We start from the raw sequence: 23,205 nt of genomic DNA on the forward strand, positions 1-23,205 counted from the left end.
ATAACGGGGGCGAGCAGGCTCGCCCCGCAGCCGGTCAGGTACCGGACTTGATCTTGGTCCAGGCCCGCGTCCGGGCGCGCTCGGCCTCCCGGCCCAGGGGCTTGAGGGTGTAGAGCGTGGCCATGGCCGCTTCGGTGGGGTACAGGTTGGGATTGTTGCGGATTGCCGGGGCGACCTGTTCGGTGGCGTCCTTATTGGGGTTGGGGTAGCCGACAAAATCACTGATCGGCGCAATGACGTCCGGCTGCAGCAGGTAGTTGATAAAGGTGTAGGCGTCCTCGGGGTTCTGGGCGCCCTTGGGAACGGCGAGCATATCGAACCAGATCGGTGCGCCCTCCTTGGGCAGGCGCATGTCCACGGTCACGCCGTTTTTCGCCTCTTTGGCGCGATTGGCAGCCTGGGAAAAACTGCTGGAATAACCGACGGCCACGCAGATGTCACCATTGGCGATATCGGCCATGTATTTGGATGAGTGGAAATAAGTGATGTAGGGGCGGATCTTCATCATCAGCGCTTCGGCCTTGGCGTAGTCCTTGGGGTTGTTGCTGTTGGGGTCCAGGCCCAGGTGCTGCAGGGCCAGGGGCAGGATTTCCGAGGGCGAGTCCAGCAAGGCAACGCCGCACTGCTTGAGCTTGCTGAGGTTGGCTTCATTGAAGATCAGGTCCCAGCTATCCACTGGCGCGCTGTCACCCAGCGCTGCCTTGACCTTGGCCGGGTTGAAGCCGATAAGGATGGTGCCGTACATATAGGGCACGGCAAACTTGTTTCCAGGGTCGTTGGCCTCGATCAGCTTCATCAGCTTGGGGTCCAGGTGCTTCCAGTTGGGCAGTTGGTTGCGGTCCAGGGGCTGGAACACGCCTGCTTCGATCTGCTTGGCCAAAAACACATTGGACGGCACCACCACGTCGTATCCGGAGTTGCCGGTGAGCAGCTTGGCTTCCAGCGCCTCGTTGGTGTCGAAGATGTCGTACACCAGCTTGATCTGCGGGTTCTGTGCCTTGAAGTCTTCAAGTGCCTTTGGGGTGATGTAGTCGAACCAGTTGTAGACCTTCAGGGTTTTTTCTTCGGCGTGGGCCGCGCTGCCGAGTACGGCAATACAAAGGGCGAATACCTTGAACAGGTTCATTGCACACACTCCTCAAAGCCTTCGAGCACATTGACGGCGTTGATGCCGATTTCTTCTACGGCGTAGCCGCCTTCCATGACGAACAGCGTGGGTTTGCCCAAGCGTGCGATGCGTGCACCCATGGCCAGGTAGTCCGGGCTGTCGAGCTTGAATTGGGAAATGGGATCGTCCTTGAACGTGTCCACACCCAGGGACACCACGATCACATCGGCGCCGTAGCGTTCGATCTGCTGGCAGGCTTGTTCCAGCGCCTGGCTCCAGCGCTCCCAACCTGAACCCGCCGGCAGCGGATAGTTGAAGTTGAAGCCGGCCCCGGCGCCTTCCCCCAACTCGTCGGCATAGCCGAGGAAGAAGGGAAATTCCGCTTCCGGGTGCCCATGGATCGAGGTGAACAGCACGTCGTTGCGAGTATAGAAAATCGACTGGGTGCCGTTACCGTGGTGGTAATCCACATCGAGGATCGCGACCCTCGTATGGGCCTGGTCGAGAAACGCCTGGGCGGCAATGGCCGCATTGTTGAGGTAGCAGTAGCCGCCCATCAAGTCGCTGGCGGCGTGATGGCCTGGTGGCCGACACAGGGCGAAGGCCGAGCGCGCACCCTGCTGGATCGCCTGTTGCGCAGTGAGCGCAACCTGGGCGGCGCTGTACGCGGCTTGCCAGGTGCCGGCGGTAATCGGCGCGCCGCCATCGAAACTGTAGTAACCCAGCTGGCCGTGCAGGCTGGTGGGTAACACCCGGCGCAAGGTGCGTGCCGGCCAGGTGTAGGGCAACAGGTCGCCGTCCTGGCCGAATTCGGTCCAGCGTTGCCACGCACTTTTGAAGAAATCCAGGTAATCGGGACTGTGGATGCGTTGCAGCGGTGCCAGGCCGAAGTCCTGTGGTGCCTGCACCGTGCCCAGTTCGCGGTCCTTGACCCGTTGCAATACATGGTCGGCGCGCGCGGGCATTTCGAAGCAGGGCATCAGTTGCCCGTCCATCAATTCACAACGGCCGTGGTGCAGATGGTGATCGTCCGAGTAGATCGTCAGCATTGTGTTGGTCTCCGCAGGCTGGGTGCTATGCCTGCAGTGTTGCGGCGAGCGGGCCGTTGGAGAACGGCAGGAGCGGCCAAAAGGGGATCGACAGGGCCGATGTTCATGTCCGTTATTCGCCCCCCTGGTCACAGCCTGAACTGACTGGGCGCCACGCCGCTCCAGCGCACGAAGGCATGCCGGAAACTCGCGGTCTCACTGAAACCCAGTTGCTCGGCGATTCGATAGATCGGCAGCTCATTGCCGCCCAGCAGTTGTTTGGCGCGTTCAAAGCGTAGTTCGTCCAACAGCTCCTGATAGCTGCACCCCAACTCATGCAGATGCCGGCGCAAGGTACGCGAGGAACAGTTCATCTGCTCCGCCAACCCACCAAGACCTGGCGCGGCGTCCAGCTGTGCGCCGAGCAGATGGCGAACCCGGCCCAGCCAGGCCTGGCGCCCGGTGAACTCGGTGTTCTGTTTGCGACAACGCTCGGCGATGGCGCGATGGGTGATGACATCAGCCAGCGGTAAGGGTTGCTCGAGCCAGTGCCGATCGAACGCAAAGGCATTGGCCTGGGCGGAAAACTCCAACGGGCAGGCGAAGTGCTCGACATAGCGTGCCTGGTAGTCGGGGCTGGGGTAGGCAAAGCGGGCGCCGAGAAGCGGCAGGGGCTGGCCGAGCAGATCGGCGCAGATAACCTTCAGCGAAACCAGACAAAACTCCACATTGAATTGGGTCAAGGCCGGGTCCTCGCGGTAATCGCCGGCGGTCAACCAGATGCGCTGGCCGTCCTGCTCCAGGCTCAGTTCAAAAAGTGTTCCCAATAGCGCCGGGTAGCGCAGGGCCAGGCGCAGGGCGTCACCGAAGGTGGCACTGGTGAGCAAGGCATAACCGAGCATGCCGTAGGACGACACATGCATGCGTTGCCCCAGTTCCAGGCCCACGTCTTGGCGCAACGCCACGGCGTTGGCGCACACACGCATCTCCTGATGGGTGGTGATATGGGTGTCGGCGCGTGCCAGGTCGGCTTGGCGGATACCGCTGCCGGCCAGCAGCGTGTCATAGCTCACGCCTTCGGCCTTGAAGGTGTCCAGCACCCGCGAGACCGCATTGAGGGTAGTCAGGTGTGAATGCAGCATGATGGGTTCCGGCCTGGGTTTACCAGGCTGGAGCAAATTATGTGCCGTTGGCGATCAATCCCGCACGGGTGGGAAGAACACGCGCTTGGCCTGTGCCAAGTTGATGGTGCTGCGATAGAAATCGACCTGTTGCTGTGCGTTGAGCCCATGAACGTCATCGGCCTGGTCGCCCTGCGCATGCTCTTGCGGGGTCTTCAAGCGAGCAGAGAGAAACCGATCGAGCGGCGCATCGGAGGTCGAGTAATGGAAGTGGGCATACCAAAGCACGTCTTTTGTCGATGCATCGGTGAGGATGTATTCATCCAGATAATCTTTGGTCGCGCTCTTGATTCTGCGTCGTTTGCCCGGTTTCTTGATACTGAGCAGGTCATGGCTCGTGAGCCATTCGACCCGTGAGAGCGTAGGCGGCTGTTGCTTGATCATCGTCTGCACCTGCTCGTTGGCCTGCTGGTAAAGGGCCTGCGCCGCATCATTGAGTTCTTTGCCCAGCGCGGCGGCGGCGGGCTGCTCGCTTTCCGTGGCATTGACCTTGGTCAGCGCTTTCTCGATAGTCTCCGCGGCCTGCTCCAGCACTTGAGCATGTTGATGAAACATATGCTCGATGCCGATCGGGGTGCGGGACGGCTTGCCGATTTGCGCCGTGGCCCGGGCCTGGAATGCCGGCAGTTGGTCGATCAGCGATTGCCCATGGGCAACACTGGCTTCGACTGTGGGGGCGGCAAGTGCGGGCTGGGTAGTGGTGGGCGAAACGTGCTCGACCCAGACACCCGGTTTTTTTTCATGAAAGGTGGCGATGAGTTTATGGGTCAAGGGTGACTTGATGTCGACAAGGTCGGTCTCGAGCCCCACTGACGTCAGGCGTGGCTCGCCAATCAGCATGCCGTTGAAGCGGGTATGGATGAACTTTTTGGTCGGCCGTGGCGGTGTCGGCGGTGGCGTTGGTCGGATACGGGCTTGCGCCTGCTCAAAGTGCAGGGGCGCCAGTGCGGCCTTGGCTCGATTTGCAAATGTGCCCAGCGTGCTTCGCAGGTTTTCAATGGACGTATCGAGGGCCTGCTGGGGGTAATCCTCGCAGAAGTCCTGCAGGTGTTCGTCAATCAGTTGGAACTGCTCCACCAGGCTGGCCAGGGCTTCAATGCGTTCGTCCAGGCGCGACTTGCTGCGCTCTTTCAGGGCGTCCTGCAGGGTCTCCACCGCAATATCGGCCTTGTCGATAATCTTGCTGATCAGGTTCCAGGCGTCAGGCTCAGTGGTGATCGATTGCGGGCTCAGGCACAGGTTTCGCGTCAGCGTCACTTGCAGGGCCCGCAGGTGATCGCTGGTATAAAGCGGCAGTTTGGCCTTGGCGGTTTGAATCAGCTGTGTGCCCGCCCGGGCGAGTTCGCGTAATTCGGTAAAGCGCGTCTGGGTGTAGTCCAGGCGCTTGATCATGTCGCCGCACAGGTCCGTCATCAGTTGCGCGTCGGTGATGCGGTTGGCCTGGGACGAAGTCGATGGGGTTTCGATCTGGTCCAGCACTGTCTTGAGCTGCGGGGTGAACCGGGTCTGCAGCTCTCGGATGCCGGCCTCGTTGAGGTCCAGTTGTGCCTTCACATAACCGAGGGCTTTTTGCTGGAAATCAGGCACCTGGGTGAAGACATTCAAGGTCATCAGTTGTTGGCGTACCTCTTCGTATTCCAGGCTGTGGCTGTCGAGTTTGTTCAGATAGGCCTCGCGTTTGGACTGGGTTGAACTGCCAGAGGCGTCCTGCAGCGCCTGGAACGCCTGCTGCAGGTCACGTTGGACCGTTTTCTTGGTTTGCTCAAAGGCCTTCAAGTTGGTACTCAGCTTTTCGGATTCGGCCTTTGCCTTGTCAGCCGCCTTTTTCTGCTTGCCTTTGCGACCGCCGCCGGCCAGGCGTAGGCGTGTGTCGATAAACCAATCGCCCCGGGCGTTGTGAATCAGCGGCAGGCCTGTGCGGTTGGGCTGCTTGGGATCGACAATGACCACGGTTTCGTCACCGACCAGCTTGACCTCGAACCAGCGTGCGCCCACCGGCGCGTAGTAACGCTGTTCATGTAGATAGAGATGTTGATAAGCCCCTTCTTCGCTGATGGCGTTTGCCAGGCCCTCGGGTTTTTCGATTTTAAACGTGTCCAGTACCGTCGCCAGGCTGCTGGTGGTTCGGGTGAGCGCGCCGTGGGTGTTGAGCGGCAGGTCATGGTCGGCAGGCGGCTGCTCCTTGGTGCGCGTGGGGAGCTGTTCCACGCTGATCGAAGTTTCAGCGCCGACGCGGGGTGTTTCAGGCTCGACCTTGGCAGCGCTGGTGGCAGGGCGGGTGCCGGTGGCCACATGCAAGGTGACGGCCATGCCCAGGTTAAGCAGTACATCGGTGAGCGCCGACCATTGTGCCTGTTGCTCGCCGTGTTTGTGGGCCTCGACCAGGGTTTGCACCTGGTCGAGGATCTGCCAGATCCAGGCACCCGTATTTGCAATACGGCCCATGAAGGGCAACGCTGCATTGAAGATCAGCCAACCGGCCTGCTTGAGCGTGGCCCAGCGGCTTTCCGCGTTGGATACCGATTGGCGGTCCGCCAACTCCACCAGTGCCTTGGCGTTCGCATCAAACAGGGTGTTAAACAGGTCGCCGTTGAGGGCTTGCTGGCCCAGGCTCATGGGGCCGCTGTAGGTCCAGAGCTTGTTCGGTTCCACGAGGAAGTCGGCCACTGCCCAGGGTGAAGGCAAGTCGCCGGGAAATACATAGTTGGAGTAGTCAGTACGCACGGCGTCGGGCAGCCAGGCCACCACCGAGTCACGCAGCGTCGGTGACTGTGCGATGGCATATAGCAGGTTCGCCGGTGACGGGAATTGCATCAGTACCGGCTCGAACAGCGGACGGTACAACAGGCAGGGACCGGCTTCGGCGTTCTGCGGGCCAATGACGTACATGTTGCTCACCACATCCTGTCCATTGCTTTGTCGGCGCTTGGGCACGAAGGCCAGGGGGCGGATGACGATTGCTTGCCCATCTACATAGCGGTCGGCACTTTCAGCTTGCATGACTGCTGCCACGTAGCGATAGCCGCGCTCATCGATCCCGCCCTCCTGGCGTATCTTGTGCTGCAAGGCCAGCAGCGGCAGTTGGATGCGCAGGTGCTGGGTGTACAAGGCTTTGCGCCGCGTCGACTCGGTGGTGTCGTCGATCAATTTGCTGCGTATCAGTGCCGGATAGGCACGGCCAATATCGGCCTTGGTGATGAGGGTTTTCACGTAGTCGACGCTCAGCCACTCAGGCAGGGCCTTGCGCGTCTGCATGCGCAGGCTTTGATTACCCAAGGGCAGTGCAATCAGATTTTGCAGGGCCAGTTCGGCCAGGCTGAAGGCGCGGGTCTCGACCTGCCCCGGTACCGTGAACGTGCCCCACACCACCTGGCTCTGTACCTGGATGGTCAGGGTGTCCAAAGCCAGGTACGCGGCCTTGGGATGCTCCTTGATGGTGAGTGCCCTGAGCGTGTCGCGGGCATACTGCTGGAGGGGGGGAATATCATCCTGGTACGTCTTGCCCTCGTTCCGGCCGTGCAGCGCGGCCAGGTCCTTGAGGTGCCGCGAATAAAACGCGCGATCCGAAGCAGTGGCTTGGGCGAGCCAGTCCGGCAGCACTTGTCGATACCATTCAAGATCCGGCCCTTTTGGGGTGACCTGCCCGATCGTCCCTGTCAGCACGCTCAACGGCGCTTTGGTGGGTGTGGCCGGTGTGTCGATGGAGACGGTGGTGAGGGCGTCGATTTGCAGGGTGATCAGGGAGAAGGCCAACTGCTCGAAAAAGTTGCCGACGGGTTCATACAGGCGCCACTGCAAACGTTCATAAACAGTTGGCTGATACACCAGCGTCGCCAGGTATTCGCCCAATTGGTCCTGGGTGTCGAATTTTTTGTAGCCGTCGAGGGATTGGCAGAGGATTACGTCTTGCCCCCCGGACTGGCCCAGCAGTACCGCAATAAATACTTGCGGGGTGTGGCTGGCCTTGCCGTCGCTCACCAGGTCAACGTCGACCAGGCAAGCCTGGAGCTTGCTGCCTGCGGTGCGGTTCGCCGGGTCGGGCGAGTGGTACAAACGGCGCGCCAGTGCACAGTCGTCGTCGGTCCAGCCGTCCACCTGCTGCACATTCCAGGTGCTGCGCAAGGTGCTGGACAATTCGTGCCAACGCGGGCCGATGCCGTTGCTGTTGTTCCAGTACGTCACCAACTGTTCCTTGAACGCCTCAAATACCACCGGCGCCAGGACATTGATGGTATTAGCCACTTCGACGATGCGCACCGGCACATGCACCGCGGGTTCCGTGAGGGGCAGCGGGGTAAGAAAATGCTCGCCTTCGATGCACAAGGTGGGCTCCTTCAACACGGCCTGCCTGGCCAGCAGGGTGCTGAGGGTTCGATACTGCGGGGGGCTGGAGATAATCTTGTCGTCGACCAACTCCCACACTGGCGTGCCCAGCAGGGTGGTGTCCGGATTGATGTGCAGGTCGGGGTATTTTTCTGCCAGGGAGTCGCGCAGCAGTTGGCCGGCCACCTCGGTGATCGAGGGGCCGACGCACAGCTGGGTGATGAGTTTAAGGGTGAGGTCTTCGGATTTGGCAGCCTGCGCGGTGGCGCTTGAGGTGGTCATGGTACATCCCTGTCTTGCCGATGGAGGGGAACAACCCGAGGGTCAGGCCCGGGGTTTCCATGCTAGAAAGGCGCAAGACAGGGCAGGGGGTAGTTATCTAGGACAGGCCTCGGTACCCAGGTCCAGCTCCACCAAGCGGCGGATCTCTTCGCTGGCCAGGCCGGCGCCGAGCAGGGCATGGAGCTTGCCGAACGCCGCTTCACGGGTCATGCCTGCACCCGACAGCACGCCGGCGTCGCGCAGGCGGCTACCGGCTTCATAGACATCCAGTTCGACACCGCCTTCATGGCATTGGGTAATGGCGACCACCACTACATCCCGGACCTGTGCGCGCTTGAGGCTGGCGAGGAACTCGGGGTTGTCGCTGGGCCCGGTGCCGCTGCCATAGCACTCCAGGATCAGCGCCTGTACCCCGCTGTCGACCAGGCTGTCCACCAGCGCGGCCCGCATGCCCGGCACCAGCGGTAATACGCCGATATCCGCCACGGTCTTGGGCTGACGGTAATCCAGCGCGGCCGGTAGTGATTCGGCGCGGGGCTGGTTACCCATACGCTGCAAGGCTGCAAACGGATGGCGGCCAAAGCTGCGCACCTTGGCGCAACGGGTCGGCGGTAGCAGTTGGCCGTGGAAATACAGCTGCACTCCGGATGCCAAGCCTTCGCCCAACGCGGTCAAGGCGCCGCTGACGTTTTCCCAGGCATCGCTGTCCGGCACGCCGGCGGGCAACATCGAACCGGTAAACAGCACTGGTGCGGGCAGGCCCAGCAGTTGGAAGCTCATGGCTGCCGCGCTGTAGGCCAGAGTGTCGGTGCCGTGCAGGATCAGTACGGCATCGCAGCCCTCGTCCACCGCCTCGACCACGGCGCTGTGCAGATGCTGCCAGTAGGCCGGGGTCATGTTGGCGCTGTCGATCAGCGGCGACATTTCGCGAAAGCGCCAGGCGGGTATCGATTGATTGGCAAGCTGTTCGCGCATGCGTGCTTCAAAACCCGACGCCGGGGCCAGGCCATTGGCGCTGGCCTGCATGCCGATGGTGCCACCGGTGTAGAGCACCATGACGTTATTAGCTGGTTGCATTGAAAAGTCTCCTGAACGAAAAACGCCGCCGGGCCCAGAGCATGCCCAAGGCCGGGCGGCGTGTCATCTATCTACGCTTAACGTTGCGTTTGGGCGACCGATTCAGCAGTGGCTTGCATGGCAGGCTCCGGTTTTACCGGGTTGGCCGGCCAGGCTTTGCGGTCCAGGTCCAGGTCAGGGAACTGGCTGGAATCGAACACCGGGGTCTTGATGCCTGCCGCACGCTGGTTGTCGTAGTCGTTCAGGATGCGCATGGCGATCTTGAACAGGAACGCCAGGGCGAACAGGTTGACGAAGGCCAGCATGGTCATGGTGATGTCGGCGAAGGCGAACACGGTGCTCAGGTTCTCGATGGAGCCCCAGAAGATCAGCACCAGTACCAATGCGCGGTAGCCCATCAGCACCTTGCGGTTATTGCCGACCAGGAAGCGCAGGTTGCTCTCGCCCAGGTAGTAGTTGTACATGATCGAGGTGAACACGAACAACGCCAGGGCCACGGAGATAAACATCCGGCCCCAGTCACCGACCACCGCCGCCAGGGAGTTCTGGGTCAGGGCAATGCCATCGCCTTCAAAGCCCGGCGTGTAGAAACCGGAAAGCAGGATCAGCAACGCGGTGCAGGTACAGATGATGAATGTGTCGAGGAACACGCTGAACGCTTGCACCACACCTTGGGCAATCGGGTGTTCTACCGAAGCGACTGCCGCCACGTTAGGCGCACTGCCTAAACCTGCTTCGTTGGCGAACACGCCGCGCTTCACACCCATGATGATCGCGCTGCCGACCAGGCCGCCGAAGGCTTGGTCGAGGCCGAACGCGCTCTTGACGATGGTCGCGAGCATGGCGGGCACGTGGTCGAATTGCAGCACGATCACGTACAGGGTCACGGCGATGTAAACCAGGGTCTTGACCGGCACCAGCAAGTCGGCGATCGAGGCGATACGCTTGATCCCGCCGATGAACACCAGGCCCAGCAACACCGCCAGCGCGAGGCCGGTGTAAGTGGTGTCGAGGCCGAAGGCATTGTTCAGCGAATGGGTCACGGCGTGGGCTTGCAAGCCGTTGAAGGCAAAGCCGAAGGTCACCAGCAGCAGGAACGCCATGACCATGCCCAGCCAGCGCTTGTGCAGGCCATGCTGGATGTAATACGCCGGGCCGCCACGGTAGGTGCCTTCGGCGTCGGTGCGCTTGTACAACTGGCCAAGGGAGCACTCGATAAAGCTCGAGGACATGCCCACCAGTGCGGTGACCCACATCCAGAACACGGCGCCCGGGCCACCCAGGGTCACGGCAATACCGACGCCTGCAATGTTACCGGCACCCACGCGGCCCGCCAGGCTGAGCATCAGCGCCTGGAACGAGCTGAGTTGGCCGGCACTGCTCTTCAGGCTGTCTTTAAACACCGAGAACATATGGAAAAAGTGGCGCAGTTGAACGAAACGCGAGCGGATCGTGAAATAACCGCCGAGCCCGACTATGAGCACGATCAGTACTTTCCCTGAGAGGAAGTCGTTGATGACTTCGAGCATGGAGTGTTCCTCGCTGATTTTTCTGATGGCAAACGCAGGACGGTTCGACACGTCGTATGGCACCAGGCAGTGCACGACCGTTCGACCCCAATCCTTTTGCGGGTGTTGTTATTCATGCGGTGTCGCGTGGTACCCGGGCCTCGTTACCGATGGCCGCAGACGCGAGAGGGGCGGCACTATACCTAGGCGAGACTGATCCGTCTGCACGGGCTGATTAAAGGTTTCAGCCACGCGGTGGCAAGCAAGGTGGGTTTGCAGGGCGATATTGGAGTTTTTATGGGCTTCATTTCACAACCTTGAGGCAAAAAAAAGGGCCTGAAGAACGAGCCTTCAGGCCCTCAAAAGGTGAGAGGTGTCTAGTCCCTCAACCTGGTGAGCGGTGTAACAAACGCTTAGGCCTTCAACGGGACCAGGCGTGGAGCGATCATGTTTTCGGGGCGCAGGATGTCGTCGAGCATGGCGTCGTCGAGCAAGCCTTCCTCACGCACCAGTTCCAGCACGCCGCGGCCGCTTTCAAGGGCGATACGCGCAATGCGGGTGGCGTTTTCATAGCCGATGTAGGGGTTCAGCGCGGTGACCAGGCCGATGGAGTGCTCCACCAGTTCGCGGCAGCGGGCTTCGTTGGCGGTGATGCCGACGATGCAATGCTCGCGCAGCATGTCCATGGCGCGTTGCAGCAGACGGATCGAATCGAAGATCTTGAAGGCGATCAGCGGCTCCATCACGTTCAGTTGCAGTTGGCCGCCTTCGGCTGCCATGGTCAGGGCCAGGTCGTTGCCGATGACTTGGAACGCCACCTGGTTGACCGCTTCCGGGATCACCGGGTTGACCTTGCCGGGCATGATCGAGCTGCCTGGCTGGCGCGCCGGCAGGTTGATCTCGTTGATGCCGGTACGTGGGCCGCTGGACAGCAGGCGCAGGTCGTTGCAGATCTTCGACAGCTTCACCGCGGTACGCTTGAGCATGCCGGAGAACAGCACGAAGGCGCCCATGTCGGAGGTGGCTTCGATCAGGTCGGCTGCCGGCACCAGCGGCTGGCCGCTGATGGTCGCCAGGCGTTGTACGGCCAGGGCCTGGTAACGCGGGTCAGCGTTGATGCCGGTACCGATGGCTGTGCCGCCCAGGTTGACTTCGGTGAGCAGCTCCGGCGCCAGGGTTTTCAGGCGGGCCAGGTCTTCACCCAGGGTGGTGGCGAAGGCGCGGAATTCCTGGCCGAGGGTCATCGGCACGGCGTCTTGCAATTGGGTGCGACCCATTTTCAGCACGTGGCTGAACTCGGCGCCTTTGGCGGCGAACGCCTGGATCAGGCTGTCGAGGCTGGCCAGCAGTGCGTCGTGGCCCAACAGCAGACCCAGGCGGATCGCAGTCGGATAGGCGTCGTTGGTCGACTGCGCCATGTTCACGTCGTTGTTGGGATGCAGGTACTGGTACTCGCCCTTCTGGTGACCCATGGCCTCCAACGCGATGTTGGCGATGACTTCGTTGGCATTCATGTTGGTTGAAGTGCCGGCGCCGCCTTGAATCATGTCCACCACGAATTCTTCGTGGAAATCGCCGCGGATCAGGCGGGCACAAGCTTCGCTGATGGCAGCGTGCTTGGCATCGCTGAGCTGTCCCAGTTCGCGGTTGGCGTCCGCCGCTGCTTGCTTGACCATCGCCAGGCCGACCACCAATTTCGGGTAATGCGAAATCGGAACGCCCGAGAGGCGGAAATTATTCACCGCTCGCAGGGTCTGGATGCCGTAATACGCTTGAGCAGGTACTTCGAGTACGCCAAGCAGGTCTTTTTCTGTACGGAAAGATGCAGCAGAGGACATGACGGAAATCATCTCGATATGGACCCGGAACTGGCCGGAACGCTGCGAATGCTAGGCTTGTAGAACTTTTTGGGCCAATGCTGTTAAGCACTGGCCTATGCACAAACGGCATAATGTGGATGTGACCCAGCTATGATGGCGGGCGTGCGTGCCAAAATGGTGCATACCCTTGGGAGGAAGTGATGAACCTTGAGAGCAAATGGCTGGAAGACTTCAGCGCCCTGGCGGCCACCCGCAGTTTTTCCCAGGCAGCGGAACGGCGCTTTGTCACCCAACCGGCGTTCAGCCGCCGTATCCGTAGCCTTGAGGCCGCGTTGGGCCTGACCCTGGTCAACCGCTCGCGTACGCCAGTGGAGTTGACGGCGGCGGGGCAGCTGTTTCTGGTGACCGCGCGCACGGTGGTCGAACAGCTGGGCGAAGTACTGCGCCATTTGCATCACCTGGAAGGCGGGCAGGGCGAAGTCATGCAGGTGGCGGCCGCGCACTCGCTGGCACTGGGGTTCTTCCCACGTTGGATCGCACAGCTGCGCAACGAGGGCCTGAACATCGCCACGCGACTGGTCGCCACCAACGTCGGCGATGCGGTACACGCTCTTCGCGAAGGTGGTTGCGACCTGATGCTGGCGTTCTACGATCCCGACGCTGCGATGCAGATGGACGCCGAGATCTTCCCGTCCCTGCACCTGGGCAACACCGAGATGCTCCCGGTCTGCGCTGCCGATGCCGACGGCAAGCCGCTGTTCGACCTCGAAGGCGAGGGCAGTGTGCCGCTGCTCGCCTACAGCGCCGGAGCGTTCCTCGGCCGCTCGGTGAATCTGCTGCTGCGCCAGCGGGCCCTGCGCTTCACGACCATTTACGAAACCGCCATGGCCGACAGCCTCAAGAGCATGGCCCTTGAAGGCTTGGGTATCGCCTGGGTGCCGCAGCTGAGTGTGCGTGCGGAGTTGGCACGCGGTGAACTGGTGGTGTGCGGAGGGCCGCAATGGCATGTGCCGCTGGAGATTCGTTTGTATCGCTGTGCATTGGTGCGCAAGGCGAATGTGCGGTTGCTGTGGCGCAAACTGGAAGGAGGCGCGGCGCAAAGTACCTGAGCCTGACAGATCCAATGTGGGAGGGGGCTTGCTCCCACAGGGTTTTGCGGTGTAGGGGACTGACTCAAGAGTCAATAAAACCGCCGGTTTGAGCGGCTAGACAGATGGTCATTCCAGGGGCTGTTTATCTGGATTATTACGGTATACTGCGCGGCCTTCGGCCGGTCCAACCGGCCGCGTTTCGAGGTCAGAACTCGCCGAGCGAAGATCAGGCAAGGCAAAAACAAGCGAGGAAGCGGAGTTGGCTTTAGCCAATGAGCATTCCGAGTTTGTTTTCAACGCAGCCTGATTGAGCGTAGGCAGTTCTGGCCCGAAACTAATTCGTACAACAAGCCACGCCGGTCTCCCGCGTGGCTTGTTGTTTTTTGACGCGCCTGCGGGCGCCCAGAGAGAAGAGGCACGACGATGAGTGCATTGGTTGGCGTGATCATGGGCTCCAAGTCCGATTGGTCCACCCTTAGCCACACCGCCGATATGCTGGAAAAACTCGGCATTCCGTATGAAGTGAAGGTGGTCTCCGCCCACCGCACGCCGGACTTGCTGTTCCAGTATGCCGATGAAGCAGAATCCCGTGGCATCGAGGTGATCATCGCCGGTGCCGGTGGCGCGGCGCACCTGCCAGGCATGTGTGCAGCCAAGACCCACCTGCCGGTGCTTGGCGTGCCGGTGCAGTCGGCGATGCTCTCGGGCGTGGATTCGCTGTTGTCCATCGTGCAGATGCCAGCCGGTATCCCGGTGGCGACCCTGGCGATCGGCAAGGCCGGCGCGATCAACGCCGCGTTGCTGTCCGCCAGCATCCTGGGCGCCAAGCACCCGCAGTTCCACGCGGTGCTGAAAAAATTCCGTGCCGAGCAGACAGACAGCGTGCTGGACAATCCAGACCCACGTATCGCCTGAGGTTGTTGACGATGAAAATCGGTGTAATCGGTGGCGGCCAACTGGGCCGCATGCTGGCCCTGGCGGGCACTCCGCTGGGAATGAATTTCGCTTTTCTGGACCCGGCGCCAGACGCCTGCGCCGCCGCCCTGGGTGAACACCTGCGCGCTGACTACAGCGACCCGGATCACCTGCGCCAACTGGCTGACGAAGTCGACTTGGTGACCTTCGAATTCGAAAGCGTCCCGGCCGAAACCGTGGCCTTCCTGTCGCAGTTCGTGCCGGTTTACCCGAGCGCCGAAGCCTTGCGCATCGCCCGGGACCGCTGGTTCGAAAAGAGCATGTTCAAGGACCTGGGCATCCCTACCCCGGCCTTCGCCGACATCCAGTCCCAGGCAGACCTGGACGCCGCTGTCGCCAGCATCGGCCTGCCGGCCGTGTTGAAAACCCGCACTTTGGGTTACGACGGCAAGGGCCAGAAAGTCCTGCGCAGCGAAGCCGACGTGGTCGGTACTTTCGCCGAACTGGGCAGCGTTCCTTGCCTGTTGGAAGGCTTCGTGCCGTTCACCGGCGAAGTCTCGCTGATTGCCGTGCGAGCCCGCGATGGCGAGATCCGTTTCTACCCCTTGGTGCACAACACCCACGTCAACGGCATTCTCAAGGTGTCCGTGGCCAGCACCGATCACCCGCTGCAGGCCCTTGCCGAGGACTACTCCAGTCGTGTGCTCAAGCAGCTGGATTACGTCGGCGTGATGGCGTTCGAGTTCTTTGAGGTCGACGGCGGCCTCAAGGCCAACGAGATCGCGCCCCGCGTGCATAACTCCGGGCATTGGACCACCGAAGGCGCCGAGTGCAGCCAGTTCGAAAACCACCTGCGGGCGGTCGCGGGCTTGCCGTTAGGCTCTACGGCCAAGGTCGGCGAGAGCGCCATGCTCAATTTCATTGGCGTGGTACCGCCGGTTGAACGGGTAATCGCGATCAACGACTGCCACCTGCACCACTACGGCAAGGCCTTCAAGGCCGGGCGCAAAGTCGGCCATGCCAACCTGCGTTGCAAGGACCGTGCGACCCTGCAGGCACAGATCCTCAAGGTCGAGGCGCTGATCGCCGAGCAATAACCCGAGGTTCGGCGGGAACCATTGGTGGCCGTCGTCTCTCTGATTGCAGGATGACAAAGCCTGGCTAGGCTTTGTCATGACTCATATTCAATCAGAGGGAAATGCCATGGGTATCATTGGAACCATTTTTATCGGCTTGATCGTTGGCCTGCTGGCGCGTTTCCTCAAGCCTGGCGACGACAGCATGGGCTGGATCATGACCATCCTGCTGGGTATCGCCGGCTCCCTGGCCGCGACCTACGGCGGCCAGGCACTGGGGATCTACCAGGCAGGCCAGGGTGCGGGCTTCATCGGCGCACTGGTGGGTGCCATCGTGTTGCTGGTGATCTACGGCCTGATCAAAAAGAAGTAATCAGCCGACAAAGTCCTCTGCGCTGCGCAGGCGCAGGGGGCTAGAATGCTCGACACTTGTATTTGCCGAGCCTCTCCATGCGCCGTCTTCTATTGACCCTTCTGCTGCTGGCCCCTGGCCTGACCCATGCTGGCGAACTGCCGGAAACTGACTGGCTTGAACTGATGCCGCTTTCGGACCAGAAAGCCCTCGAAGCCATGCCCGAGATCGACCACAACTCCCCCGAAGCCCAAGGCACGTTCACCGAAAAAGGTGGCTTGAAACAGAGCAAAGGCTTGCCCGCGGTGATGTATTCCACCAAGACCGTGGCCGCCATGAACGGCAAGAACATCCGTATCGGCGGCTATCCGGTGCCGCTGGAAACCGATGCCAAGGGTCGCAGCACACTGTTCTTCCTGGTGCCTTACCCTGGCGCCTGCATCCACGTGCCGCCACCGCCGCCTAACCAACTGGTGCTGGTGCGGTATCCCAAGGGATTGAAGCTTGACGATATCTACACGCCGCTGTGGGTCACGGGCACGTTGAAGGTGGAGAAGGTCAACAATGACTTGGCGGACGCAGCGTATGCGCTGGAGGCGGGGAAAGTGCGGGTAGTGAAGGAATCCGATCTCTAAAACCCTACACATAACCAATGTGGGAGGGGGCTTGCTCCCGATAGCGGTGCTTCAGTCACTTGAGATATTGACTGAACCGAAGCTATCGGGAGCAAGCCCCTCCCACATTTGATCGGGTTTACAAGGTGATACTGGTGATGCTCACGCCCAAGGTGTGGCTTTCACCGGCCGCCAGGCTCACCACATCATCCAGCACATTTGCCGTTTCGATGCACAACATGCCCTGCCAGCCATCGTCAGCCATGTCATCAAGCGCCTTGGCCCGTTCGGTCCAGGGGTTCCAGACTACCGTCGAGCTCGAGCCCTGGCTGATGAGTTGGACGCGGCGCTGCCAGTCTTTATCGACAATGCTCAACTGCGCCGGCGTATCCAGGTAGATGCGATCCGTCTCGGCGGTGAAGTGCAGCAGGCCGGCTTGCTGCTTCTCGGTCCAGCCGTCGGCGGTATCGATATACGCCAAGCCGTCCAGGCCCTCGACCTGCACATTGCGCACATCGCTCACAGCAAAGTAGGTGTGCAGCGCCTGGCTGAGGGTCACGGTGTCGGTGCCTTGATTGTGGCTGGTCAGTTGGATGTGCAGTTGGTCGTCCAGCAGCAGGCTTAACGTCAAGTTGACCTGATGGGGCCAGTCGGGAAAGCCGCCCGCAGGAACCGGCAGCGCCAGCTCGATGCGCAGGGCTTCACCTTCAATTGCAGTTTCGGTCAATTCCCAGAGGGCGGTGCGCACAAAACCATGCGCGCCAGCCGGTTGATCGCTTTGACGCATCGCCTTGACGCTTTGCGGGTTGCGATCAAACACGCCAAACCACGGCCAGCACACCGGCACGCCGGTACGAATGCCCTTGCCCGGCTTGAACACCGCTTCAGGGTTCGGCCAGATCAGCGGCTGCTCGCCCTGGCGCTGGTAACTGAAGATGTGCGCACCCTGCCGGGCCACCATCAGTTCGGCGCCGTTGTGGCGAATGCGCCAGCAGTCCAGCTCGTCGACTTTCACCGTTTCAACGTGGGGCGTAGGCATAACAAAGCTCTCTCAATGGCAGGCAATGGGGCAATTGACCGTCAAAACCCGGCGATGTTTAACGCGCCCGTGACGGCACAGACCGCGTGCGGCCGCTGCCATCGATGGCGACGAACACAAATACCGCCTCGGTCACCTTGCGCCATTCGCTGGACAGCGGGTCATCGCTCCACACCTCGACCATCATCTGGATCGAGCTGCGGCCGATTTCCAGGGCCTGGGTATAGAAGGAAAGCTGCGCGCCCACCGCCACCGGTACCAGGAAGGCCATGCGGTCAATAGCTACAGTCGCCACTCGCCCACCGGCAACCTTGCTGGCCATTGCCGTGCCGGCCAGGTCCATCTGCGCGACCAGCCAGCCGCCGAAGATATCGCCAAAACCGTTGGTTTCACGAGGGAGTGCAGTGATTTGCAGGGCGAGATCGCCTTGCGGGATAGGATCTTCTTGTTCGAGTTCGATCATGCCGGGGGTGCCTCTGACCCGTGACGCTTCTTATAAGTGGTGCAAAGTGGATAGCCGACTATTGGAAAAACGTTTCAGCACAAACATACGCGTTCGACGCGTTTCTCGTAAGGCGTGCTAAAGGGAAACTCTGCCAAACCGGCTGGGCGGCCCCAACGGCGTTTGGCACAGCAGCCCTCAAGACCGCGGTTCTGCGCTTGCAAGGGCCGAGTATATCGAGACGCTGGCGCCGCGACGACCTCCCAAGGCTCATTTGGTCGGTAAATAGGCGCTGTATCGGGGCTTTTTCCGGCAACTGTGCTCCTGGCCGAGTTGAGCGCTGGCCTGCGTCGGTAAGATTGCCTGCCACTGAACTGTTAAGGGCTCGACGCTGTGCTTTTTGGAGCGATTTGCTATCTTGCCAAGCCTGCCGCAAGTCCCGGGCTTGCCGTCCTGACTACTATAAGAGAAACCTTACCATGTCTTCCGTGCCCGCAAGCAGTGCGCAACCCTCGCGCCCGCTGACCCGCAACGACTACAAAACCCTGTCGCTGTCTGCCTTGGGCGGGGCGCTGGAGTTCTACGACTTCATCATCTTCGTGTTTTTCGCCACCGTGGTCGGGAAACTGTTCTTCCCCGTCGACATGCCCGAATGGCTGCGCATGATGCAGACCTTCGGCATCTTCGCCGCCGGCTACCTGGCGCGCCCCCTGGGCGGCATCATCATGGCGCACTTCGGTGACCTGCTGGGGCGCAAGAAGATGTTCACCCTGAGCATCTTCATGATGGCCGTGCCGACCCTGATCATGGGCCTGCTGCCGACTTACGCGCAGATCGGCCTGTGGGCGCCGCTCCTGCTGCTGCTGATGCGCGTCATCCAGGGCGCGGCGATTGGCGGCGAGGTACCGGGCGCCTGGGTGTTCGTCTCCGAGCACGTCCCGCCGCGCCACATCGGCTACGCCTGCGGCACCCTGACCAGCGGCCTCACCGCCGGTATCTTGCTGGGCTCGCTGGTGGCCACCGCCATCAATACGGCCTATACCCCGGAGCAGGTCTCCGATTACGCCTGGCGGATCCCGTTCCTGCTCGGCGGTGTATTCGGGCTGCTGTCGGTGTATCTGCGCCGCTGGCTGCATGAAACACCGATCTTCGCCGAGATGCAGCAACGCAAGACCCTGGCTGCCGAGCTGCCGTTGCGTGCAGTGCTGCGCGATCATCGCGGCGCCATTGTGTTGTCGATGCTGCTGACCTGGCTGTTGTCGGCCGGCGTCGTAGTGGTCATCCTCATGACGCCGACCGTGCTGCAAACCGTCTATCACTTCAGCCCTACGGTTGCGCTGCAAGCCAACAGTCTGGCCATCGTAACGTTGAGCCTGGGTTGCATCGCCTCGGGCGCCCTGGCCGACCGTTTTGGCGCCGGCCGCGTATTGGTCACCGGTTGCGCGCTGCTGTTGGCAACCTTCTGGACGCTCTACCACAGCCTGATGGCTCACCCGGACTGGCTGTTCCCGTTGTACGCATTGACCGGTTTGTTCGTGGGCACCATCGGTGTGGTGCCCTACGTGATGGTCAAGGCCTTCCCGCCAGTGGTGCGTTTCAGTGGCCTGTCATTCTCCTACAACGTCGCTTATGCCGTGTTCGGTGGGCTGACACCATTGGCTGTATCGCTGTTGATGAAGGAGAGCCCCATGGGCCCGGCTTACTACGTGGCCGTCTTGTGTGTGATGGGGATGTTGGTGGGTGGGTATCTGTGGAAACGCGGCCGCTAGAGTTAGCCTAATCCACTGTGGCGAGGCATTCATTCAATGTCTCGCTCCTTACAAGCCTTCGCTTTCCGATAGTGGCCTTTCATCTAATTGTCATATTTAAGACATAGAGTGTTCACACGGCCTCCCGATACTTGGCCCCGATCCAATTATCCCTATCTGCTAGGAGCAAGGCATGAAACTGAAACGTTTGATGGCGGCAATGACTTTTGTCGCTGCTGGCGTTGCGACCGCCAACGCGGTGGCCGCTGGTGTTGATCCGGCAATTCCGGCTTACGTCAAGACCACTGGTGTGTCGGGCAACCTGTCCAGCGTCGGTTCCGATACCCTGGCCAACCTGATGACCCTGTGGGCCGAGGGTTACAAGAAGGAATACCCGAACGTCAACATCCAGATTCAAGCTGCCGGCTCCGCCACCGCGCCACCTGCGCTGACCGAAGGCACCTCCAACCTGGGCCCGATGAGCCGCAAGATGAAGGACACGGAACTGGCGGCCTTCGAGCAGAAGTACGGCTACAAGCCTACCGCTATTCCGGTTGCCGTGGACGCCCTGGCGGTATTCGTGCACAAGGACAACCCGATCCAGCACCTGACCATGGAACAAGTCGACGCGGTCTTCTCCTCGACTCGCCTATGCGGTGGCAAGGCTGACGTGAAAACCTGGGGCGACCTGGGTGTGACCGGCGACCTGGCCAACAAGCCAGTGCAACTGTTCGGGCGTAACTCGGTGTCCGGCACCTACGGCTACTTCAAGGAAGAGGCCCTGTGCAAAGGTGACTACAAGCCAAACGTGAACGAACAACCTGGCTCGGCTTCGGTCGTGCAGTCGATCAGCTCCTCGCTGAACGGCATCGGTTACTCGGGCATCGGTTACAAGACCGCCAGCGTGAAGACCGTGCCTCTGGCCAAGAAAGGCACCACTGAATTCATCGAAGACAGCGAAGAAAACGCCCTGAACGGCAAATACCCGCTGTCGCGCTTCCTCTACGTTTACGTCAACAAAGCCCCGAACAAGCCTCTGGCACCGCTGGAAGCCGAGTTCGTGAAACTGGTGCTGTCCAAGCAGGGCCAGGAAGTCGTGGTGAAAGACGGCTACATCCCACTGCCAGCCAAAGTGGCCGCCAAGGCACTGGCTGACCTGGGTCTGAAAGAAGGCAGCTGATTGCCTCTGCGGGGCCGGCTTACCGGCTCCGCATCCGAATTTTCTAGTCCGCTGCCAGCTTTGCTTCGCGGCGGATTTGTTGCGTCACTGCACTGTCATCTTTCTGTCATACAGGATCGCTAGGGTGTGCGCATGAATGATCTGGCCAATTCCACCATGACGACAACTTCTCCCCCCAAGCGCATTGATTTCAATACGCCTGAGCTGCAACGCAAGCGCCGCATGCGCGCGCTCAAGGATCGCTTTACCCGCTGGTATGTGCTGATCGGCGGCCTCGCCGTGCTGGCGGCCATTACCCTGATCTTCTTCTTCCTCGCCTATGTCGTCGCGCCGCTGTTCCAAGGCGCCTCGCTGACCAAGGAAGACGCGCTGACGCCCGCCTGGATGCAGGACGCCGGCAAGCCGTTGATGATCTCCCTCGAAGAACAGAACCAAGTTGCCATGCGGGTTTCCGACAAGGGCCAGGCATTGTTCTTTGAAGTGGACACCGGTGCTGAACTCAAGCGTGTCGACCTGCCGCTTCCGGCCGGTACCAGCGTGGCCTCCATTGGTGAAGACCAGCCAGGCAGCCCTTTGGTGATCCTCGGCTTATCCAATGGCCAGTCCCTGGTGTTTCGCCACACCTATAAAGTGTCGTATCCGGACGGCAAGAAAACCATCAGCCCGGCGATCGAATACCCCTACGGCGAAACGCCGATCGTGCTGGATGACGCCGGTCGCCCACTGGAACACGTTGCCCTCAACGCCACCGACACCTCGCTGGTGGTCGCAGGTTCAGCGGGTTCGCACCTGAACGTGCTGACCCTGAGCCGCGAAGAAAACATGATGACCGGTGAAGTCACCAGTGAGCAGAAGCGTGTCGAACTGCCACAGATGACTGAACCGGTGAAGGCGATCTTCATCGACCCGCGCCAGCAGTGGCTGTATGTGATCAACGGTCGCGCCCTGGCCGACGTGTTCAGCCTGCGCGACAAGAGCCTCAACGGTCGCTACAAGTTATTGGAAAACGGCGATGCCGAAATCACCGCCAGCACCCAGCTGGTGGGCGGCATCTCGCTGATCATGGGGGATTCCAAAGGTGGCCTGGCCCAGTGGTTCATGGCTCGCGACCCGGATGGCGAACAACGCCTCAAGCAGATCCGTACCTTCCAGATGGGCACTGCGCCCATCGTCGAAATCAGCGCTGAAGAGCGCCGCAAAGGCTTCACCGCCCTCGACGCTTCTGGCCAGTTCGGCGTGTTCCACAGCACCGCCCATCGCACCCTGTTGGTCGACCCGGTGGTCGACGGCCAGGGTCTGTTCGGCATGTCGCCTCGAGCCAACCGTGTGATCGTCGAGGCCGGCGGCAAGCTGCAACCCTTGCTGCTCGACAATCCGCACCCGGAAGTCTCGTGGAGCGCGTTGTGGAGCAAGGTCTGGTACGAAAACTACGACGAGCCTAAATACGTCTGGCAGTCCACCGCCGCCAACACCGACTTCGAACCCAAGATGAGCCTGGCCCCGCTGACCTTCGGGACCTTGAAGGCCGCGTTCTATGCCATGCTGCTGGCGGCGCCGCTGGCGGTTGCCGCCGCGATCTACACCGCTTACTTCATGGCTCCGAGCCTGCGCCGCAAGGTCAAGCCGGTGATCGAGCTGATGGAAGCCATGCCGACCGTGATCCTCGGCTTCTTCGCCGGCCTGTTCCTGGCGCCGTATGTGGAAGGGCATCTGCCGGGGATTTTCAGCCTGTTGATGCTGTTGCCAATTGGCATCCTGGTCGCCGGCTTTGTCTTTAGCCGCTTGCCCGAGTCCATTCGCCTACGGGTGCCGGATGGCTGGGAAAGCGCGATCCTGATCCCGGTGATCCTGTTTGTGGGTTGGCTCTCGCTGTACATGAGCCCGTACCTGGAAACCTGGTTCTTCGGCGGCGACATGCGCATGTGGATCTCCCACGACCTGGGCATCACCTACGACCAGCGTAACGCCCTGGTGGTCGGCCTCGCCATGGGCTTTGCGGTGATCCCGAACATCTACTCCATCGCCGAAGACGCCGTGTTCAGTGTGCCACGCGGCCTGACCCTGGGCTCCCTGGCCCTGGGCGCCACGCCCTGGCAGACCATGACCCGCGTGGTCATCCTCACCGCCAGCCCGGGCATCTTCTCGGCACTGATGATCGGCATGGGCCGTGCTGTGGGCGAGACCATGATCGTGCTGATGGCCACCGGTAACACCCCGGTGATGGAGATGAACCTGTTCGAGGGCCTGCGCACGCTGGCGGCCAACGTCGCGGTGGAAATGCCCGAGTCGGAAGTCGGCGGCAGTCACTACCGCGTGTTGTTCCTCTCGGCGCTGGTGCTGCTGTTGTTCACCTTCATTATGAACACCCTCGCGGAGCTGATTCGTCAGCGCCTGCGCAAGAAATACTCGTCGCTTTAAGAA

At 61.0% G+C, this 23,205-nt stretch carries 17 protein-coding genes; 8 read left to right on the forward strand and 9 right to left on the reverse strand.

Annotated elements, in window-relative coordinates; genetic code table 11:
- Positions 1-34: 34 nt before the first annotated feature.
- From NMB39_RS00360 to aspA, 7 genes are all read right to left on the reverse strand, one after another.
- Positions 35-1,126, reverse strand: coding sequence for a polyamine ABC transporter substrate-binding protein (locus tag NMB39_RS00360; protein WP_494339727.1), 1,092 nt, complete (start codon positions 1,124-1,126; stop codon positions 35-37).
- Positions 1,123-2,157 (reverse strand): histone deacetylase family protein, encoded by a 1,035-nt coding sequence (locus tag NMB39_RS00365; RefSeq protein ID WP_494339726.1) that lies wholly within the window; start codon positions 2,155-2,157, stop codon positions 1,123-1,125. The genes NMB39_RS00360 and NMB39_RS00365 overlap by 4 nt, the downstream gene beginning before the upstream one ends.
- A gap of 128 nt (positions 2,158-2,285) precedes the next feature.
- Positions 2,286-3,278, reverse strand: coding sequence for an AraC family transcriptional regulator (locus NMB39_RS00370; protein WP_198720118.1), 993 nt, complete (start codon positions 3,276-3,278; stop codon positions 2,286-2,288).
- A 54-nt stretch (positions 3,279-3,332) separates the two neighbouring features.
- Entirely contained in the window at positions 3,333-7,922 is a 4,590-nt protein-coding gene (locus NMB39_RS00375; RefSeq protein WP_494339725.1) for a hypothetical protein, read from the reverse strand.
- Between the two features lie 93 nt (positions 7,923-8,015).
- Positions 8,016-8,999 (reverse strand): asparaginase, encoded by a 984-nt coding sequence (locus NMB39_RS00380; protein WP_494339724.1) that lies wholly within the window; start codon positions 8,997-8,999, stop codon positions 8,016-8,018.
- Between the two features lie 77 nt (positions 9,000-9,076).
- On the reverse strand, positions 9,077-10,528 hold the full coding sequence (locus tag NMB39_RS00385; protein ID WP_057023293.1) for an alanine/glycine:cation symporter family protein: 1,452 nt from the start codon (positions 10,526-10,528) through the stop codon (positions 9,077-9,079).
- Positions 10,529-10,920: 392 nt separating this feature from the next.
- Positions 10,921-12,345: an aspartate ammonia-lyase gene (aspA, locus tag NMB39_RS00390; protein WP_043048143.1), complete on the reverse strand. Its 1,425-nt coding sequence runs from the start codon at positions 12,343-12,345 to the stop codon at positions 10,921-10,923.
- A 182-nt stretch (positions 12,346-12,527) separates the two neighbouring features.
- Here aspA and NMB39_RS00395 point away from each other — a divergent pair, with 182 nt between their 5' ends.
- The 5 genes from NMB39_RS00395 (at position 12,528) to NMB39_RS00415 (ending at position 16,396) form a co-directional block, all read left to right on the forward strand.
- Positions 12,528-13,436, forward strand: a complete 909-nt coding sequence (locus NMB39_RS00395; RefSeq protein ID WP_043048142.1) for a LysR substrate-binding domain-containing protein — start codon at positions 12,528-12,530, stop codon at positions 13,434-13,436.
- Positions 13,437-13,841: 405 nt separating this feature from the next.
- The gene (gene purE, locus NMB39_RS00400) at positions 13,842-14,333 is read left to right on the forward strand and encodes a 5-(carboxyamino)imidazole ribonucleotide mutase (protein ID WP_003176980.1); all 492 of its coding nucleotides are present in this window, start codon (positions 13,842-13,844) and stop codon (positions 14,331-14,333) included.
- Between the two features lie 11 nt (positions 14,334-14,344).
- Positions 14,345-15,430 carry a 5-(carboxyamino)imidazole ribonucleotide synthase gene (locus NMB39_RS00405; protein WP_057023294.1) on the forward strand — a complete coding sequence of 362 codons (1,086 nt, stop codon included), beginning with the start codon at positions 14,345-14,347 and terminating at the stop codon, positions 15,428-15,430.
- A gap of 106 nt (positions 15,431-15,536) precedes the next feature.
- Positions 15,537-15,782: a GlsB/YeaQ/YmgE family stress response membrane protein gene (locus NMB39_RS00410; protein ID WP_005792540.1), complete on the forward strand. Its 246-nt coding sequence runs from the start codon at positions 15,537-15,539 to the stop codon at positions 15,780-15,782.
- A 77-nt stretch (positions 15,783-15,859) separates the two neighbouring features.
- Complete coding sequence (locus NMB39_RS00415) at positions 15,860-16,396, forward strand: DUF3299 domain-containing protein (RefSeq protein ID WP_046070137.1); 537 nt, start codon at positions 15,860-15,862, stop codon at positions 16,394-16,396.
- A 118-nt stretch (positions 16,397-16,514) separates the two neighbouring features.
- On the opposite strand, the gene NMB39_RS00420 is transcribed toward NMB39_RS00415, so the two are convergent.
- Both NMB39_RS00420 and NMB39_RS00425 read right to left on the reverse strand, forming a co-directional pair.
- On the reverse strand, positions 16,515-17,414 hold the full coding sequence (locus tag NMB39_RS00420) for a D-hexose-6-phosphate mutarotase (RefSeq protein WP_057023295.1): 900 nt from the start codon (positions 17,412-17,414) through the stop codon (positions 16,515-16,517).
- Positions 17,415-17,472: 58 nt separating this feature from the next.
- Positions 17,473-17,877, reverse strand: a complete 405-nt coding sequence (locus NMB39_RS00425) for an acyl-CoA thioesterase (RefSeq protein WP_003176975.1) — start codon at positions 17,875-17,877, stop codon at positions 17,473-17,475.
- 458 nt (positions 17,878-18,335) lie between these two features.
- Here NMB39_RS00425 and NMB39_RS00430 point away from each other — a divergent pair, with 458 nt between their 5' ends.
- The 3 genes from NMB39_RS00430 (at position 18,336) to NMB39_RS00440 (ending at position 23,202) form a co-directional block, all read left to right on the forward strand.
- Entirely contained in the window at positions 18,336-19,625 is a 1,290-nt protein-coding gene (locus NMB39_RS00430; RefSeq protein WP_494339723.1) for an MFS transporter, read from the forward strand.
- Between the two features lie 172 nt (positions 19,626-19,797).
- Complete coding sequence (locus NMB39_RS00435; RefSeq protein ID WP_057023296.1) at positions 19,798-20,784, forward strand: phosphate ABC transporter substrate-binding protein PstS; 987 nt, start codon at positions 19,798-19,800, stop codon at positions 20,782-20,784.
- A gap of 384 nt (positions 20,785-21,168) precedes the next feature.
- Positions 21,169-23,202 carry an ABC transporter permease subunit gene (locus tag NMB39_RS00440; protein WP_494340614.1) on the forward strand — a complete coding sequence of 678 codons (2,034 nt, stop codon included), beginning with the start codon at positions 21,169-21,171 and terminating at the stop codon, positions 23,200-23,202.
- The last annotated feature ends 3 nt before the right edge of the window (positions 23,203-23,205 follow it).

The sequence above is a fragment of the Pseudomonas sp. FBCC-B545 genome, assembly GCF_059134095.1.

Bases quoted from the DNA above. Each gene is read 5' to 3' on its own strand.
- NMB39_RS00360 (WP_494339727.1), bottom strand. From the start codon at position 1,126: ATGAACCTGTTCAAGGTATTCGCCCTTTGTATTGCCGTACTCGGCAGC.
- NMB39_RS00365 (WP_494339726.1), bottom strand. From the start codon at position 2,157: ATGCTGACGATCTACTCGGACGATCACCATCTGCACCACGGCCGTTGT.
- NMB39_RS00370 (WP_198720118.1), bottom strand. From the start codon at position 3,278: ATGCTGCATTCACACCTGACTACCCTCAATGCGGTCTCGCGGGTGCTG.
- NMB39_RS00375 (WP_494339725.1), bottom strand. From the start codon at position 7,922: ATGACCACCTCAAGCGCCACCGCGCAGGCTGCCAAATCCGAAGACCTC.
- NMB39_RS00380 (WP_494339724.1), bottom strand. From the start codon at position 8,999: ATGCAACCAGCTAATAACGTCATGGTGCTCTACACCGGTGGCACCATC.
- NMB39_RS00385 (WP_057023293.1), bottom strand. From the start codon at position 10,528: ATGCTCGAAGTCATCAACGACTTCCTCTCAGGGAAAGTACTGATCGTG.
- aspA (WP_043048143.1), bottom strand. From the start codon at position 12,345: ATGTCCTCTGCTGCATCTTTCCGTACAGAAAAAGACCTGCTTGGCGTA.
- NMB39_RS00395 (WP_043048142.1), top strand. From the start codon at position 12,528: ATGAACCTTGAGAGCAAATGGCTGGAAGACTTCAGCGCCCTGGCGGCC.
- purE (WP_003176980.1), top strand. From the start codon at position 13,842: ATGAGTGCATTGGTTGGCGTGATCATGGGCTCCAAGTCCGATTGGTCC.
- NMB39_RS00405 (WP_057023294.1), top strand. From the start codon at position 14,345: ATGAAAATCGGTGTAATCGGTGGCGGCCAACTGGGCCGCATGCTGGCC.
- NMB39_RS00410 (WP_005792540.1), top strand. From the start codon at position 15,537: ATGGGTATCATTGGAACCATTTTTATCGGCTTGATCGTTGGCCTGCTG.
- NMB39_RS00415 (WP_046070137.1), top strand. From the start codon at position 15,860: ATGCGCCGTCTTCTATTGACCCTTCTGCTGCTGGCCCCTGGCCTGACC.
- NMB39_RS00420 (WP_057023295.1), bottom strand. From the start codon at position 17,414: ATGCCTACGCCCCACGTTGAAACGGTGAAAGTCGACGAGCTGGACTGC.
- NMB39_RS00425 (WP_003176975.1), bottom strand. From the start codon at position 17,877: ATGATCGAACTCGAACAAGAAGATCCTATCCCGCAAGGCGATCTCGCC.
- NMB39_RS00430 (WP_494339723.1), top strand. From the start codon at position 18,336: ATGTCTTCCGTGCCCGCAAGCAGTGCGCAACCCTCGCGCCCGCTGACC.
- NMB39_RS00435 (WP_057023296.1), top strand. From the start codon at position 19,798: ATGAAACTGAAACGTTTGATGGCGGCAATGACTTTTGTCGCTGCTGGC.
- NMB39_RS00440 (WP_494340614.1), top strand. From the start codon at position 21,169: ATGCAGGACGCCGGCAAGCCGTTGATGATCTCCCTCGAAGAACAGAAC.